Annotated in this window: 12 protein-coding genes, 1 tRNA gene and 1 other RNA gene; 4 read left to right on the top strand and 10 right to left on the bottom strand. The window is 72.8% G+C overall.

Going from position 1 to position 14,249, the window contains the following annotated elements; genetic code table 11:
- Positions 1-55 precede the first annotated feature (55 nt).
- Entirely contained in the window at positions 56-1,324 is a 1,269-nt protein-coding gene (locus AC5R91_RS17420) for an aspartate kinase (protein WP_044888248.1), read from the bottom strand.
- A gap of 269 nt (positions 1,325-1,593) precedes the next feature.
- Here AC5R91_RS17420 and AC5R91_RS17415 point away from each other — a divergent pair, with 269 nt between their 5' ends.
- Together AC5R91_RS17415 and AC5R91_RS17410 are read left to right on the top strand one after the other, a co-directional pair.
- Complete coding sequence (locus AC5R91_RS17415) at positions 1,594-2,178, top strand: TerD family protein (RefSeq protein WP_495392409.1); 585 nt, start codon at positions 1,594-1,596, stop codon at positions 2,176-2,178.
- Between the two features lie 25 nt (positions 2,179-2,203).
- Positions 2,204-3,313, top strand: coding sequence for a zinc-dependent alcohol dehydrogenase family protein (locus AC5R91_RS17410; RefSeq protein ID WP_495392408.1), 1,110 nt, complete (start codon positions 2,204-2,206; stop codon positions 3,311-3,313).
- Positions 3,314-3,340: 27 nt separating this feature from the next.
- Here AC5R91_RS17410 and AC5R91_RS17405 read toward each other — a convergent pair whose 3' ends face one another.
- Positions 3,341-3,793, bottom strand: coding sequence for a hypothetical protein (locus tag AC5R91_RS17405; protein ID WP_495392407.1), 453 nt, complete (start codon positions 3,791-3,793; stop codon positions 3,341-3,343).
- A 675-nt stretch (positions 3,794-4,468) separates the two neighbouring features.
- On the opposite strand from AC5R91_RS17405, the gene AC5R91_RS17400 reads away from it, so the two are divergent.
- A complete protein-coding gene (locus AC5R91_RS17400; protein ID WP_495392406.1) occupies positions 4,469-5,077 on the top strand; it encodes a hypothetical protein in 609 nt (202 codons plus the stop codon).
- 23 nt (positions 5,078-5,100) lie between these two features.
- Here AC5R91_RS17400 and recR read toward each other — a convergent pair whose 3' ends face one another.
- From recR to ffs, 4 genes are all read right to left on the bottom strand, one after another.
- Complete coding sequence (gene recR, locus AC5R91_RS17395) at positions 5,101-5,700, bottom strand: recombination mediator RecR (protein WP_011601859.1); 600 nt, start codon at positions 5,698-5,700, stop codon at positions 5,101-5,103.
- Between the two features lie 15 nt (positions 5,701-5,715).
- The gene (locus tag AC5R91_RS17390) at positions 5,716-6,243 is read right to left on the bottom strand and encodes a YbaB/EbfC family nucleoid-associated protein (RefSeq protein WP_495392405.1); all 528 of its coding nucleotides are present in this window, start codon (positions 6,241-6,243) and stop codon (positions 5,716-5,718) included.
- A gap of 21 nt (positions 6,244-6,264) precedes the next feature.
- Positions 6,265-9,102, bottom strand: a complete 2,838-nt coding sequence (locus AC5R91_RS17385; RefSeq protein ID WP_495392404.1) for a DNA polymerase III subunit gamma and tau — start codon at positions 9,100-9,102, stop codon at positions 6,265-6,267.
- Positions 9,103-9,140: 38 nt separating this feature from the next.
- An RNA gene (gene ffs, locus AC5R91_RS17380) (signal recognition particle sRNA small type) lies at positions 9,141-9,237 on the bottom strand.
- A gap of 323 nt (positions 9,238-9,560) precedes the next feature.
- On the opposite strand from ffs, the gene AC5R91_RS17375 reads away from it, so the two are divergent.
- Positions 9,561-9,645, top strand: a tRNA-Ser gene (locus AC5R91_RS17375).
- A gap of 1,027 nt (positions 9,646-10,672) precedes the next feature.
- Here the strand turns inward: AC5R91_RS17375 and AC5R91_RS17370 are convergent.
- From AC5R91_RS17370 to AC5R91_RS17355, 4 genes are all read right to left on the bottom strand, one after another.
- Positions 10,673-10,870, bottom strand: a complete 198-nt coding sequence (locus AC5R91_RS17370) for a hypothetical protein (protein ID WP_495392403.1) — start codon at positions 10,868-10,870, stop codon at positions 10,673-10,675.
- Between the two features lie 488 nt (positions 10,871-11,358).
- Positions 11,359-11,802: a hypothetical protein gene (locus AC5R91_RS17365; RefSeq protein WP_495392402.1), complete on the bottom strand. Its 444-nt coding sequence runs from the start codon at positions 11,800-11,802 to the stop codon at positions 11,359-11,361.
- A 458-nt stretch (positions 11,803-12,260) separates the two neighbouring features.
- Positions 12,261-12,830 (bottom strand): GNAT family N-acetyltransferase, encoded by a 570-nt coding sequence (locus AC5R91_RS17360; protein ID WP_495392401.1) that lies wholly within the window; start codon positions 12,828-12,830, stop codon positions 12,261-12,263.
- Positions 12,827-14,167, bottom strand: a complete 1,341-nt coding sequence (locus AC5R91_RS17355; RefSeq protein WP_495392400.1) for an NsdA family TPR-like regulatory protein — start codon at positions 14,165-14,167, stop codon at positions 12,827-12,829. The genes AC5R91_RS17360 and AC5R91_RS17355 overlap by 4 nt, the downstream gene beginning before the upstream one ends.
- Positions 14,168-14,249: the final 82 nt, after the last annotated feature.

Genomic DNA, 14,249 nt, shown 5'->3' with positions numbered 1-14,249 from the left:
GCGATCGGAGCCGTGCTGTCCGCGATCAGTGCCGCGCTGCCGGCGGTCGGTGTGCTCATCGGCCGGTGCCCGCGTAGACGACCGCCCCGCCGTCGGGGTCGCCGAGCTCGAAGGCGCCGTGCACGGCGCGCACCGCGCCCGGCAGGTCGGTGTCGCGGACCACCACCGAGATCCGGATCTCCGAGGTGGAGATGATCTCCACGTTGACGCCGGCGTCGGCGAGCGCGCCGAAGAACCGCGCCGACACCCCGGGGTGCGACTTCATCCCGGCGCCGATCAGCGACAGCTTGCCGATGTGGTCGTCGTAGAGGGTCCGCTCGAAGCCGATCTCGCCCTGCACCTTCGCCAGCGCGGTCAGCGCGGTCCGCCCGTCGGCCTTGGGCAGGGTGAAGGAGATGTCGGTGCGGCCGGAACCCGCGACCGAGCCGACCTGGACGATCATGTCGAGGTTGACGTCCGCGTCCGCGACGGCCCGGAACACCGCCGCCGCCACCCCCGGCTTGTCCGGGCAGCCGACGACCGTCACCTTCGCCTCGCTGACGTCGTGCGCGACGCCGCGGATGATGGCCTGTTCCACGAGCTGTGCCTCCGGAATCTCGGTGACCCACGTGCCCGGCTTCGAGGAGAACGACGAGCGGACATGCACGGGGACGCTGTAGCGGCGCGCGTACTCGACGCAGCGCAGCATGAGGACCTTCGCGCCGCAGGCCGCCATCTCCAGCATCTCCTCGTAGGAGATCGTGTCGATGCGGCGGGCGTCGGGGACGATGCGCGGATCGGCGCTGAACACGCCGTCGACGTCGGTGTAGATCTCGCACGCGTCGGCGTGCAGCGCCGCGGCGAGCGCGACCGCGGTCGTGTCCGAGCCGCCCCGACCCAGGGTGGTGATGTCCTTGGTGTCCTGGCTGACGCCCTGGAAGCCGGCGACGATCGCGATCGCGCCCTCGTCCAGGGCCGCCCGGATCCGGCCCGGCGTGACGTCGATGATGCGGGCCTTGCCGTGCACCGAGTCGGTGATGACGCCGGCCTGGGAGCCGGTGAACGACCGGGCCTCGGCGCCGAGAGTGGTGATCGCCATCGCCAGCAGGGCCATCGAGATCCGCTCGCCGGCGGTGAGGAGCATGTCGAGCTCGCGGGCCGGCGGCAGCGGTGACACCTGCTCGGCGAGGTCGAGCAGCTCGTCGGTCGTGTCACCCATGGCGCTCACCACGACCACCACGTCGTTGCCGTCGCGCCGCGCCTCGACGACCCGCTCGGCGACTCGTTTGATGCGGTCCGCGTCGGCAACGGAGGATCCACCGAACTTCGCGACCAGGAGCGCCATGGCAGCCAGGTTACCGAGCGCCGACACCTGCCCGCTCCGCTCGCCGGGGATTGCTCCGATGTGACCTGGGCGCACGTCTGCGCAGCGTGCCCGGGGTCCGACCGGAGGCGACCCCGCCCCGACGCAACGCTGTCGTCCCGCCGACGGCACGCTGGGCGGATCCGATCCGTTGTGCCAGGGTGACGGCACCGACCGCGTCATATCGACCGCGTCCCGCGCGGTTTCATGCGATGGTCCCCGACGCATCAGTCCAGGAAGGACGATCCGCAATGGCAGTCAGCCTCGCCAAGGGTGGCAACGTAAGCCTCACGAAGCAGGCCGCGGAGGCCGGCACCGCCCAGCTCACCGCGCTGAACGTCGGGCTCGGCTGGGATGCCCGCACCACCACCGGCACCGACTTCGACCTCGACGCCTCGGCCATCGGCCTGCGGGCGGACGGCAAGGCCCTCAACGACAGCTACTTCATCTTCTTCAACAACCTCGCCTCGCCCGAGGGTGCGATCACCCTGACCGGCGACAACAAGACCGGCCAGGGCGAGGGTGACGACGAGTCCATCATCATCAACCTGCCCGCGGTGCCCGCCGAGATCGACCGGATCGTCGTCCCGGTCTCCATCTACGACGCGGTGAGCCGCAGCCAGAACTTCGGCCAGGTGCGCAACGCCTACATCCGGGTCGTCGACCAGGGCGGCAACGAGCTGGTTCGGTACGACCTGTCCGAGGACTACTCCACCGAGACGGTCGTGATCTTCGGTGAGGTCTACCGCAACGGCGCCGACTGGAAGTTCCGGGCCGTGGGCCAGGGCCACAACGACCTCGGCGGCCTGGCCCGCGACCACGGCGTCAGCGTCTGAGCCGCGGGCCAGGGCGGGGCGGGCCATGCGGGCCTGGCAGGTCGTGACGCCGGGACCGATGGGCACCGGGCCGCTGCGCGCGGCCGAGCTGCCCGTGCCCGAACCGGGGCCCGGGCAGGTCCGGCTGCGCGTCGACGCGTGCGGCGTGTGCCGGACCGACCTGCATCTCGCCGAGGGTGACCTCGTGCCGCACCGGCCGCGCACCGTGCCGGGGCACGAGGTCGTCGGCCGGGTCGACGCGATCGGCCCCGGGGTGGCGCTGGCCCCGGACACGGATGCCGCCACACTCCCGAGCGCCGAGCCCGGCGACGAGGGGCCGGGCGGTGCCGTCGGCGTCGGAGTCGGAGTCGGCGTCGGCGTCGGGCCGCGCGGGGTTCGCCTGGGTGACCGGCTGGGCGTGGCCTGGCTTGCCTCGACCGACGGGACCTGCGTCTACTGCGCCCGCGGCGCGGAGAATCTCTGCCCCGCGTCGACCTACACCGGCTGGGATGCCGACGGCGGGTACGCCGAGTACGTCTGCGTCCGCGCCGACTACGCCTACCGGCTGCCCGCCGGCTACAGCGACGCGGAGCTCGCCCCGCTGCTGTGTGCCGGCATCGTCGGCTACCGGGCGCTGCGGCGCGCGGAGCTGCCCCCCGGTGGCCGGCTGGGCATCTACGGCTTCGGCGCGTCCGCCCATCTCGCCGCCCAGGTGGCGATCGCCCAGGGCGCGCGGGTTCATGTGCTGACCCGCTCGGCCCGTGCTCAGGCCCTGGCCCTCGACCTCGGCGCCGCATCCGCGACCGGGGCGTACGACGCGCCGCCCGAGCCGCTGGACGCGGCGGTGCTGTTCGCGCCGGTGGGCGAGCTGGTGCCGGTGGCGCTCGCGGCGCTCGACCGCGGCGGCACCCTGTCCGTGGCGGGCATCCACCTCAGCGACATCCCGCCCCTCGTCTACGCCGACCACCTGTTCCAGGAACGCGACCTGCGCAGCACGACCGCGAACACCCGGGCCGACGGCGCGGAGTTCCTCGCGATCGCCGCCGAGCACCGGCTGGCGGTGACGGTGTCGCCCTACCCGCTCGCCGCGGCCGACCGGGCCCTCCGCGACCTCGCCGCCGACCGGGTCACCGGAGCGGCCGTCCTGCTGCCCTGACGGCGCGGCCGAGCCGGGACCGGCCGGTCAGGACGCGCGGGCGGGCAGCCGGCGCAGCAGCACCGTGCCCGCGACGGTGAGGGCCGCGGCCGTAGCCACCTCGCGGGGCAGCCGGTGGCGGGCCTCGTTCTGGATCTTCTCGTGGAAGCGGTCGAACCGGCTCGGCCAGGGACTGGAGCCGACGAAGTATCGGCCCACCTTGTCGGTGTCGGGCAGGCAGGCACCGGTCATGCCGGCGAGGACGGCCAGGCGCCGCCCGGCCGGGGCCGACGCGGTCAGCAGGGCCATGGCGGCGAGCCCGGCGACCCCGTCCCGGCGCGCGATCGGCAGCCACTCCGACTCGGTGTTCGGGCCGGTGCCCCAGTGCGGCAGTGCGTCCATGGCGAGATGCGAGAGGAATCCCGCGGCCAGGGCGGGTACGGGATGCCGGATCGCCATACCCACGAAGGCGCCCGCGCCGACATGCGAGCTGATGATCATACGAAGGACCTCCTGGTGGACGGTGCGGACCGGCCGGCGATGCCGGTCGGTCCCGGTGGTCGGCGAGCGGCGTGTCGGGTGCGGCGTGCGGGCCGTGCGGGCCGTGCGGGGTGTGCGGGGTGTGCGGGGTGTGGGCGGGGCCATGCCACAGCCGACCGCCTCTAACCATGCCGCCCGGCTCCGCGTCCGCTGACCGCGGGGGTCGCATCGGGCCTGGCGACGGCCCTTGCCGTGGTCGTTGCGTGGTCCGTGGAAGCGGTCGGACAGGCGGACGTATCGGGCATATGCACGTGCGAACGCTCCGCTGGATGAACGTTCCAAGGCGATCGCCGACGCCCGTTCGGACGCCGGTGCCGACGCGCGTCCGAAAGCGTAGGCGGACGGGATCGCGAAAGCGCGCGCACATGCTCGCGCGAGTGCACATGATGGGCACATGGGCGCGCGGCGTAGCATCTGGGCGCATAGCGCAGCGAGGCGTTGCAGATCCACGCATGGTCGGCTGTCGGCAGCCGGGTCGGATAGCGGAACGTGACCGTATGTGCGGACGGTGACCGGGGGCAGTGGGGAGGTGTCGGATGATCTCCAGGGGGAAGCTCGGTCCACCCGGAGGCGGGCTGGGCCCCAGGGGGGCGGCCCCGGGGCGTGCGCGGGCGCGACGGCACCTGAGCGGCCTGGATGGATAGGTGGATCCGAGGCGTGCGGACCTGTCCCTTACGTCATGCCGGTGATCTCGGCGCCGCGCTGCCACCGGGCGTCGTCATCTCGGTGGCCTGGCGGTTGGACGGCGCCGGACGGATCATCGGGGGAATGCTGCCCCGCGGGCATCCGCAGGGCGGCCCGCAGGGCAAGCGGGTCCTGCACGGGGAGGGCGTCTGGGCGGCCGAGATGTTCCCCCAGGACCGGGAGATCACCACGGAGCTTGACCTGGTCGAGCCCGGTTCCGCGGCCCGCCCCGCCCGGCTCGTCGTGCATGGCCCGGAGCGGGACATCGTCGGCTACGTGGACCAGCCGCGGCTGCCCGTGGACCGGTTCACCCGGGTGACGACCGGAATGCGGCGCGACGCCCGCCAGATCCGGGTCCGGGCCGCCGGCCGGATCTGGTGGATCAGGGCGACGAAGGTCTTCGGCGTGCGGGTCATCCGCGACCACGGTGTGGACGTCTACCGCACCCGTGGCCTGCACGCCGTGTTCAGCGCCGAGGCGGACCACCTCGATGTCAGCGTCGTCCTGCTGACCCTCGCCTCGATCCCCAGCTCGACGTACGCGCCCATCCTCGGCTTCTGACCGGCCGGCCCCCGCCCGGTGGGTCAGGCGTTGACGACCCGGCGTCCCTCGAAGGCGCGGCCGAGGGTCACCTCGTCGGCCCACTCCAGGTCGCCGCCCATCGGCAGGCCGCTGGCCAGCCGGGTGACCCGCAGCCCCATCGGCCCGATCTGGCGGGCGAGGTAGGAGGCGGTGACCTCACCCTCGGTGTTCGGGTCGGTGGCGAGGATCAGCTCGGTCACGGTGCCGTCGGCCAGCCGCGCGACGAGTTCGCGGATGTGCAGGTCGTCGGGCCCGACCCCGCCGATCGGGTTGATCGCCCCGCCGAGCACGTGGTACCGCCCGCGGAACTCCCGCGTGCGCTCGATCGCGACGACGTCCTTGGGCTCCTCGACCACGCAGATCAGGGCCTGGTCGCGGCGGGGATCGGCGCAGATCCGGCACAGCTCCGACTGGGCGACGTTGAAGCAGCTCCGGCAGAACCGGACCTTGTCCTTGACCTCGGTCAGCGCGGTCGCCAGCCGGCGGACGTCCACCGGGTCGGCGGCCAGCAGGTGGAACGCGATCCGCTGGGCACTCTTGGGGCCGATGCCGGGCAGCCGCCCGAGTTCGTCGATCAGGTCCTGGACAATGCCCTCATACATCGGTGCTCCCGCCCGTCAGCCCAGTCCGGGACGACCGGGACCGCGCGGCGCCGCGCCGCCGCCGGCCAGCAGGCCACCGAGATCACCCAGCCCGCCGAGCGCCCCACCGGCAGCGGCGGCCCCACCAAGCCCGCCGGCGCCCAGCCCGCCGGCGCCCAGCCCACCCGCGCCCAGCCCACCCGCGCCCAGCCCACCCGTGAGCGAGCCCATCCGTTCCGCGGCTAGCCGGTGCGCGTTGGTGGTCGCGTCGCGGACCGCCGCGAGGATCAGATCGGCGAGCGTCTCGGTGTCCTCCGGATCGACCGCCTCCGGGCTGATCGTGAGGTCGACGAGCTCGCCGCCACCGTTGACGGTGGCCCTGACCAGGCCGCCGCCGGCCGTGCCGTCCACCCGGGCGGAGGCGAGCTCCTCCTGGGCCGACAGGAGCGCGGCCTGCATCTTCTGCGCCTGCTGGAGGATCTGCCCCAGGTGGGCCCCACCCCCGGCGGGCAGTCCACCGCCGGCCGGGGTCCCATCGCCGGCGGAGGTCTGCGAGTTCGACATATCGACGAGCCTACTTTCCCGTCAGCTTGTCGGGATCTGTTCGATGACCGTGGCGCCGAGCCCGGTTCGCAGCAGGGACATCGCCGCCTCCGCACCGCCGCGGGCTCCGCCCGCCTGCCCCGGGGCATCGTCGTCGTCGAGGGACGGCTCGTCGTTGACCGGCGGTGCAGCGGCCGTGCCACCACTACCCGGCGTGCCGCCACTACCCCCCGTGCCACTGCCCGCCGAATCGCGCCCACCGGCTCCGGCCGGGCCGGTGCTGTTCTGCCCGGTGCTGTTCTGCCCGGCGTTGTACTGCCCGGCGTTGTCCGGGCCGGCGTTGTTCTGGTCGGCGGCGTGCGCACCGGCGTCGCGCTGTCCGACGATGCCGTGGGCAGCGCCGGACCCCTGGCTGCGGTCGCCGAAGTGGGTACCGCTGCCGCCGTCCCCGATCTGATCGTGGGTTGGCGTGGTGGGCTCGGGGAATCGGGGGTTGTCGCCCCCACGGCCCGGGTGATGATCATCGCCCGGCCCCCCGCCGGGGCCGCGCCAGCCGCCGTCGACTCCGCCTCGCCCGGGCCCGCCCGCGGGACCGTATGCGCCTGCCGCCCGGCCGGCGCCCCCATCGTCGGCGCGCGGCACGGGACCGCCCGGACCGGGTGCCCAGCCCGCCGTGGCGGGCGGCCGACCGCCGCCGTCCACGCCGCCAGGTCCCTCACCGTTGGGCGCATAACCCGAATGGTCCTGGTGGTCGGGGTAATTTGCGCCGCCCGGCCCCTGCCAGTGTCCCGCCACGGGTTGCCCTGGGCCGGATTGCCCTGGGCCGGATTGGCCTGGTGTGGGCCCGCCGGCTCGGCCGCCCGCCGCCGGGGCCGGCCTACCGCCACCGGCGCGCTGATCAGGACCGGCCCAGGCTGGTCCTGATCCCGGCTGGCCAGCGAAGCCACCGCCGGGCGGTGGCGGTCCCCCGGCCGGCCGGCCGCCGCCACCACCCCGCCCAGGACCGGAGCCTCCCGCGGGTCCCACGCTGACCCGCCAGGTCCCGCCGATCTTCTCCGCCAACGCGGTGCAGAATATTTCGGCGTTGTTGCCCTGCCCGAACATCCGTCCCATCGTCGGGCTGGCGAAGGCGAGCACCACCTCGTCACCGCGCACGTCGGCGACGGTCGCATGGTCCTTCAGGATCGCGTGCGTCTTGCGACTGCGACGGCCGGCGAGCACGAGGACCTCGTCCCACAGCATCCGCAGGCCAGCGGCGTCGATCCGCCCACCGCCCGGCCCGGCCCCGCCGCGTTGCCCAGCCCCACCGCCTTGCCCAGCTCGGGGGCCTTGCCCAGCTCCGGCGCCCTGCCCGGCTCCCGGGCCCTGCCTGGCTCCGGGGCCGCCGCCGGCTCCCGGCTGCGGCCCGAAGCCGGCGCCTGCCTGCGGCGGCCCGTAGCCGACACCACCGGTCGGGGCACCCGCTCCCATTCCGGCGGCCGCCGGGGCCGCGTCCCACGATCCGCCGGCCGGACCCTGGGACGTGGGAGCCGCGGCGGCGCGCGCCGGGTGGGCGGGTGCCGACCGGGCGGGCGCCGCTTCCCGCGCGCGACCCGCCGCATCGTCGGGGCCATGCGGGCCATCCGGGTCCTCGGCACCGCCGAACGGGGAACTGCCCGCCACCGGGCCCGCGCCGAAGCCGGGCGCCGAGGCCGGGTGACCGGCGGCCGGATCGGGAGCGGCGAGCACGGAACGCCGTTCCAGTCGTTCCAGCCGGGTCAGCAGCGCCGCCGGGTCCGCCGAGGCCGCGGGCAGCAGCGCGCGGGCGAGGATCAGCTCGAGCATCAGCCGTGGGCTCGTCGTGCCCCGCATCTCGACCAGGCCGCCGTGCAGCACGTCCGCCGTGCGGGACAGCTCCGCGGGGCCGACCGCGGCGGCCTGCGCGCGCATCCGGTCGATCTGGTCGGGGGAGAAGGACTCCAGCAGGCCGCGGGCGTCGGCGTCCGGGACGGCCGCCATGATGATCAGGTCGCGGAACCGGTCAAGGAGGTCGGTGGCGAACCGCCGCGGGTCGTGCCCGGCGGAGACGACCTTGTCGACGACGGTGAACAGGGCGGCGCCGTCGCGCTGCGCGAGCGCGTCGACGGTCTCGTCGAGCAGGACCCCGTCGGTCACGCCGAGAAGGGCCACCGCGCGGTCGTAGTGCAGGCCGTCGTCGTCCGCCCCGGCGAGGAGCTGGTCGAGGACGGACAGCGAGTCCCGGACCGATCCCGCTCCGGCCCGCACGACCAGCGGCAGCACCGCCGGATCGACGGTGACGCCCTCCTGCTCGCAGATCGACGCCAGGTGCGTGCGCAGCACGCCCGGCGGGACGAGCCGGAAGGCGTAGTGGTGGGTGCGGGACCGGATCGTCGGGATGACCTTGTCCGGCTCGGTGGTGGCGAAGACGAACTTCAGGTACGGCGGCGGCTCCTCGACGACCTTCAGCAGGGCGTTGAACGCCGCGGCCGTCACCATGTGCGCCTCGTCGACCACGAACACCTTGAAGCGGGCCGACGCGGGGGCGAAGAAGGCCCGTTCGCGCAGGTCCCGGGCATCGTCGACGAGGCCGTGCGAGGCCGCGTCGATCTCGGTGACGTCCATCGAGGCGCCGGTGCGGATGCCGACGCACTCGTCGCACACGCCGCAGGGCTCGGGGGTGGGCCCCCGCTCGCAGTTCAGCGAGGCGGCGAGGATCCGGGCCGAGGACGTCTTGCCGCAGCCCCGCGGGCCGCTGAACAGGTACGCGTGGTGCAGCCGGCCGGTTCGCAGAGCCTTGCGCAGCGCGTCGGTCACGTGTTCCTGGCCGACGACCTGGGCGAAAGTCGCAGGACGGTACCGGTTGTACAACGCTGCGCTCACTGGCCTGCTCCGCGTGCTCGACGAGACGATCGGCGAAACGAGAGGACCCCCCGCACACCCGTCAGAGCCCGCTTACCCTTGCTGCCTTCCGGCCCTGGGGGGTTTCACGAGGGTAACGCCGCACGAGGGGTCTGCTCCGCAGTCTAGCCCGTCCCGGACGATCATGAATCCGGAGGTCCGCCGCCCCGCCCGAACCGGCCGCCACCCCGCCCCGGCGGTCGTCCGCACCCGACCGCCCTCCGCGCTGGCGCCGGGCCAGTGTCGCTCCCCCTTCAGGCCCGACCCACGCCGGTTACGGCAGCACGGGACGGTCCGGCGGCCGATGCCCCAACGGCCGGGGCCGGTACGGGCCGAGCCCAGGCGGACCAGAGTGACCCGAGGGGCGCGCTGGGCCTGACTGCGCGCGGCTGGGCGACCCCGCGTCCACGGACCGGCGACGATCAGATAGTCTCATCGACGGAGGATTCGCCTAGTGGCCTAGGGCGCACGCTTGGAAAGCGTGTTGGGGGCAACCCCTCGAGAGTTCGAATCTCTCATCCTCCGCCGTGATCGCTTCAGGCGCTTCCCTTCGCTACCAGCGGGAATCTCGCCCTTGTCAGCCGAAACGACCCCCTCCGCGGGTTCGGTGCCCACTTGGTGCCCGCGGCGCGCGGAGCGGGGCACCGCCGCCGCCACCGCTTCGGCCGCCTTCTGGCCGGACGAGCGCAGCAGGTGGACGTACAGGTTCCCGGTGATCGACGTCGAGCTGTGCCGCATCCGCTTCGACACGAGAGCGAGATCCATGCCTTCGGCGAGCTGAATCGACGCCGACGAGTGCCGCAGATCGTGCAGCCGGCGGCGGGACAGCAACGACCAGCCGAGCTCCGCACCCACCCCGACGTCGACCGGCAGGGGAGCGGAGAGCGTCAGCCGGGCCCGGGTGCCGCTCATCCGGACGGCGGACACGACCGTGACCTCTCCGACCGGTTCCCGGTCGACGTACAGCGTCCAGGTCCCCACCGGCTCCCGGTAGCGCATCCCGACCACGATCTCGACGGCACCGGCCGCCGCTGGCGCCCGCACCGTCGTGCACAACCCCGCGCGGCGGGCGATCTGCCACATGCGACGAGCGACCCACTGCGGATCGAGGTACCGCCCATCCGGGCGGGTGAACATCAGCTCCTTGAGCTGCACTGGCTTGCCGTGCTCGTTGGGCAGGATGCCGTTGTCCCACCCGGCGCCGACCTCTTCCCGCTCGGTGTCCTGCGCGAGCTTGTGCGCGAGCAGCGAACCGAGCGTGGTCCCGTCCAAGTCCAGCTTCGCCTTACTGCTCGACGTCTTCGGAGGCCACACCCCGGCCGTGTCGCCGACTTCGGTGATCTGCTGGGTGATCCTGAGAACCGCCTGTTCTTCATCCAGGGCCGGCCAGGACGCGCCGCACGCCTCACCGCGGCGAAGACCGTGCAGGGCGATCAGCTCCCACATCGCGGCGAGCCGGTCGGCCGCCGCCGCCTCGTCCAGGAACACGCCGACGTCCTCGGCTGCCCACGGCTCCACCTCGGGCCGGTTGTACGAGGGCAGTTCGACGCCGTCAGCCGGGTTGAACGGTCATCCGCTGCCTGACCGCGTCGCCGAGTGCGCTCTTGAGCGTCGCGTGGGCGTCGGCGATCGTCGACAGGCCGACCTTGCGCCGCCGGGTGGCGCTGTCGGCCTGGACGCGTTGGTACGCCTGGCTGATCTGGTGGGCCCGCAGGGAGGCGAGCGGGATTTCGCCGAGGTAGGACCGCACGGTCAGGCCGCCGATGTCCTGCTGTCCGGCGTGGACGCGGGCGACGGCCTTCTCCGCCTCATCTTCGGCGAGCTTCTTCGTAGTGAACCCGGAGTCGCTGATCTCCGTCTTCCCGACCAGGGGGACGAGCGCCTGTGTCGACGACCTTCCGGGTCCACGGTGACCATGAGCCGGTGGCGCAGGCTGGGCTTTGTGGCTGGACGTTTCCCGAGTTCGGGAGCCGGCCGCTGCTCCTGCCGCTTCGAGGTGTGCGCAGTCCGAGTAGTCCCTCGGCGAAGACTTCGGCGTGTATGGGACGACTCGGCGTTCCCAGTTGGCTTGATGATCTTGGAGACGTTTACATTGTTACCGTCTTCGGTCATCTCTGTAGAACCCGGCAGAGCCTGATCGAACAGGTCGCGGAGGCGGCGCGCCGCAGTACATCCAGCCGAACGCCAACCGCCGCCCCACCCGGAACCCCGGGCAGGACGGCGGCACACCCTGGCCGGCTAACCCTTGGCCGCCACCGTCCACGCACACTCGGAGATGATCTGCAGGTGGAAGGTGCCCTTGTCGTAGAAATGCTCGGTGGACGCGCCCTTCGCACCCAGTTGGTTCACATTGTCCGTGGTCAGCTTGTCACCGGAGTCCTTGGTGACGATAACCGCGAAGTTCCCCTGGCTGCCGAACGCCGAGCAGTCGTAGGTCCAGTCGAACGTCCACGCCCCGCCCGTCGTGAACTGCGCGGTCGTCTTGGTGCCGTTGCCCTGTTCCTGCAGGAGAACAGCCGGCGCGGCGGCGGTGGTCGCCGGGGCCTGCTGCGCTGCTGCCCCCGCAGTGCTGCCCGCCGCACCGCCGGTGCCTGCTGCCGTGCCTCCGCCCGAGCTGGTGTTGCAGCCGGCGAGGGCCGCGGCTGCGGTCAGCATCAGGGCAGGGATGATCCGCTTGTGCATAGTGTTCCCCCCATGTTCTGTTCCGTGAGGGATGCACCTTATCGTGCTGTCACACAGTGGATCGGGTGGCCTGTCGTCTAGCGACGCGGCCGGTCAGCCAGCCGACTGCCAGCCGGTCAGATCCTCCCCGGCTGCGGCGATCGCCTTCACCGCCGCCACGCGCAGCGGGCGTTCCGCGCTCATCGGGTCCTATCTCTGAACCAGCGTCTACCATCACGCCCTCGACACAGAGATGGCCGCGGAACATGCCCGGATTCGGCCGCTGTAGACCTCGCCGGGAATCCCCTACGACACGGCCGACTGCGCCGGACAGCTCTACGGGGTGGAGGCCATCCCCTCCCCGGCCTCGCCGGACAAACCGGGAGACGACCGCTACGCGCACATCGCTCGTTGGGTCCGCGACTATCGTTCGTGGCTGAGCGGTTTCCCGGCTCGCGCCGCCACCCATCTTATGCGGATCAGGATCCGATGGTTGATGCTGCTCGTGAGACCCACTCGGCGCGGGTGATCGCGTAGATCGAGTACTCGCCGCCCTGGATCGTCTCGGTGCGGTCGAACGTGAAGCCGAGTTTCGTGGCGACGCTGATTGAAGCGGTGTTCTCCGCGGTCATGATGGAGATCAGGTCGTCTCGTTTGACGACGTCGAACGCGAACTCCAGCGCGGCGCGGCCCGCCTCGGTCGCCAACCCCTGGTTCCACCGGTCGCGGCGGATGGTCCAGGCGATCTCGCAGCCGGGCCAGCCGAGCGCCTCGTAGAGGCCCGCGCGGCCGAGGAGCTGCCCGGTGGCCCGGTCCTCGACGGCCCACATGCCGTAGCCGCGCAGCGCCCAGTGTCCGATCTGGAAGGCGGTCTGCGACCAGGCCGCGGCCTCGGTGCGCGGCTGCGGGGTGTGCGCGGCCATCCCTTCCTCGGAGACGATCTCCAGATATGCGGGCACGTCCTCGGGTCGCCAGCCGCGCAGTACCAGCCGGGGGGTGAGCACGGTGGGGACGCCCTGGTCGTTGGGGGTGCCGTAGTCGAGGGTCATCCGCCGCTCCCTGCTGGTAGTGCCTGCCGGTGCACCTGGAGTCGTTCGCCGAGTTCGACGACGGCCCGCTGGCCTTCCCAGCGTGCGCCGAGTTCCTGCCAGAGCTGGCCGGTTCGCTGAATCACGGTCCTGGTCGGCCTGCCCTCCAGCGCGGCGAGGGCGCGCGACGCCGCGTCGGCCGCCTGTTCGGGATCTGGTCGGCGGCGGCGTAGGAATGCCTGCGCGAGCGCGTTGTAGGTGCCGCCGATGTCCTCGTATCCGCCGCCGGTCGCCTGCAGGATCGCCAGCGAGCGACGCGCGTGCGGCTCGGCGAGTTCGCCGTCTCCGAGCCGGCCGGAGACCACGGCCAGAAAGCAGTGGATCATCTCTTCGCCGAACGGTTCGGTGCCGACCATCGGCTCACCGAGCCAGACGGCGTCCTGCATGTCGCGCAGGGCTTGGCGGGCCTGGTCGTGCTGGCCGGCGGCGGCGCGGGCCCGCGCTTCGTAGGCGGCGAGCCGTGCGCGCAGGTAGGGGTGGGCGCCGGCGCGGGCCTGGCCGGCGATGTCCGCGGCGGCGGTGTGCCGGCCGGTGTAGTAGGCGATCGACGTCTTCAACGTTGCCACCGAGCCGCTGAGTAGCGGGTCGTCGACGTCGCGGGCGTAGAGCTCGGCGAGGGAGGCGAAGCGGCGGGCGGCCGCGTCATCGCCGAGGTTGAAGGCGAGCCGGCCGGCGGTGAACGAGAACAGGCCCGCCATCACCGTCACCCGGGTACGGACCCGCGCTGACAGCCGGCTGTCGAGGAGCCGTTCGGCGTCCCGCCATCCGCCGAGGACCAGCGGGGTCAGGGTCGCGTGCGGCATCGTGGTGTACCTGCTGCCGATGTCGTCGAGCCGTTCGTCGAGCTCGTCGAGGGTCAGCGGATCCGGGTCGGCGGAGGCGACCCGCCGGGATACCTCGGCGGCGATCCCCGCGGCGACCGTCAACGCGCCGGCCTGGACGAACTCTCGTCGGTCCGTGGTCGTCTCCTCCTCGGCCTCTCGGGCCGGACCGTCCTGGTCCTGGCCGCCGCCAGCCTCCGCGCGGGCTCGCAGTTCACCGAGTCGCAGCGCCTGTTCCGCCGCGCGGATCCGATCACCCAGCCCGGTCAGCTCTCCGCCGGTGCCGAACACGTCGTCATAAGCCTGGAGAACATGCCGGGCCGGGAGCCGGCCGTTGTTCCGGATCGCGGAGGCGTTCTTGCGGTCGTAGCGGGTGCGTGCTTCCAGTTGGACACCGGACAGATCGTGCCGCTCCTGAAGCTGTCGGAACCGGGCCGCGAGCTGCTGCTTCAGACCCTCGACGTCGTCAGCATCCACGGCGGTTCCCCTCAGCCGTCGGTGGGTGTCGGGTGGGACATCGTCTCCCACCCCCCGGGCGAACGATCTCACCGTTCCAGCG

It is taken from the genome of Frankia sp. BMG5.60 (assembly GCF_059428125.1).
Note: the sequence above shows the minus strand (reverse complement) of the source record. Positions and strands in the feature narration are given on the sequence as shown.

What these genes read in the sequence shown, in the direction of transcription:
- AC5R91_RS17400 (WP_495392406.1), top strand. Translation starts at nt 4,469, where the DNA reads ATGGATAGGTGGATCCGAGGCGTGCGGACCTGTCCCTTACGTCATGCC.
- recR (WP_011601859.1), bottom strand. Translation starts at nt 5,700, where the DNA reads ATGTATGAGGGCATTGTCCAGGACCTGATCGACGAACTCGGGCGGCTG.
- AC5R91_RS17405 (WP_495392407.1), bottom strand. Translation starts at nt 3,793, where the DNA reads ATGATCATCAGCTCGCATGTCGGCGCGGGCGCCTTCGTGGGTATGGCG.
- AC5R91_RS17365 (WP_495392402.1), bottom strand. Translation starts at nt 11,802, where the DNA reads ATGCACAAGCGGATCATCCCTGCCCTGATGCTGACCGCAGCCGCGGCC.
- AC5R91_RS17415 (WP_495392409.1), top strand. Translation starts at nt 1,594, where the DNA reads ATGGCAGTCAGCCTCGCCAAGGGTGGCAACGTAAGCCTCACGAAGCAG.
- AC5R91_RS17390 (WP_495392405.1), bottom strand. Translation starts at nt 6,243, where the DNA reads ATGTCGAACTCGCAGACCTCCGCCGGCGATGGGACCCCGGCCGGCGGT.
- AC5R91_RS17360 (WP_495392401.1), bottom strand. Translation starts at nt 12,830, where the DNA reads ATGACCCTCGACTACGGCACCCCCAACGACCAGGGCGTCCCCACCGTG.
- AC5R91_RS17410 (WP_495392408.1), top strand. Translation starts at nt 2,204, where the DNA reads ATGCGGGCCTGGCAGGTCGTGACGCCGGGACCGATGGGCACCGGGCCG.
- AC5R91_RS17420 (WP_044888248.1), bottom strand. Translation starts at nt 1,324, where the DNA reads ATGGCGCTCCTGGTCGCGAAGTTCGGTGGATCCTCCGTTGCCGACGCG.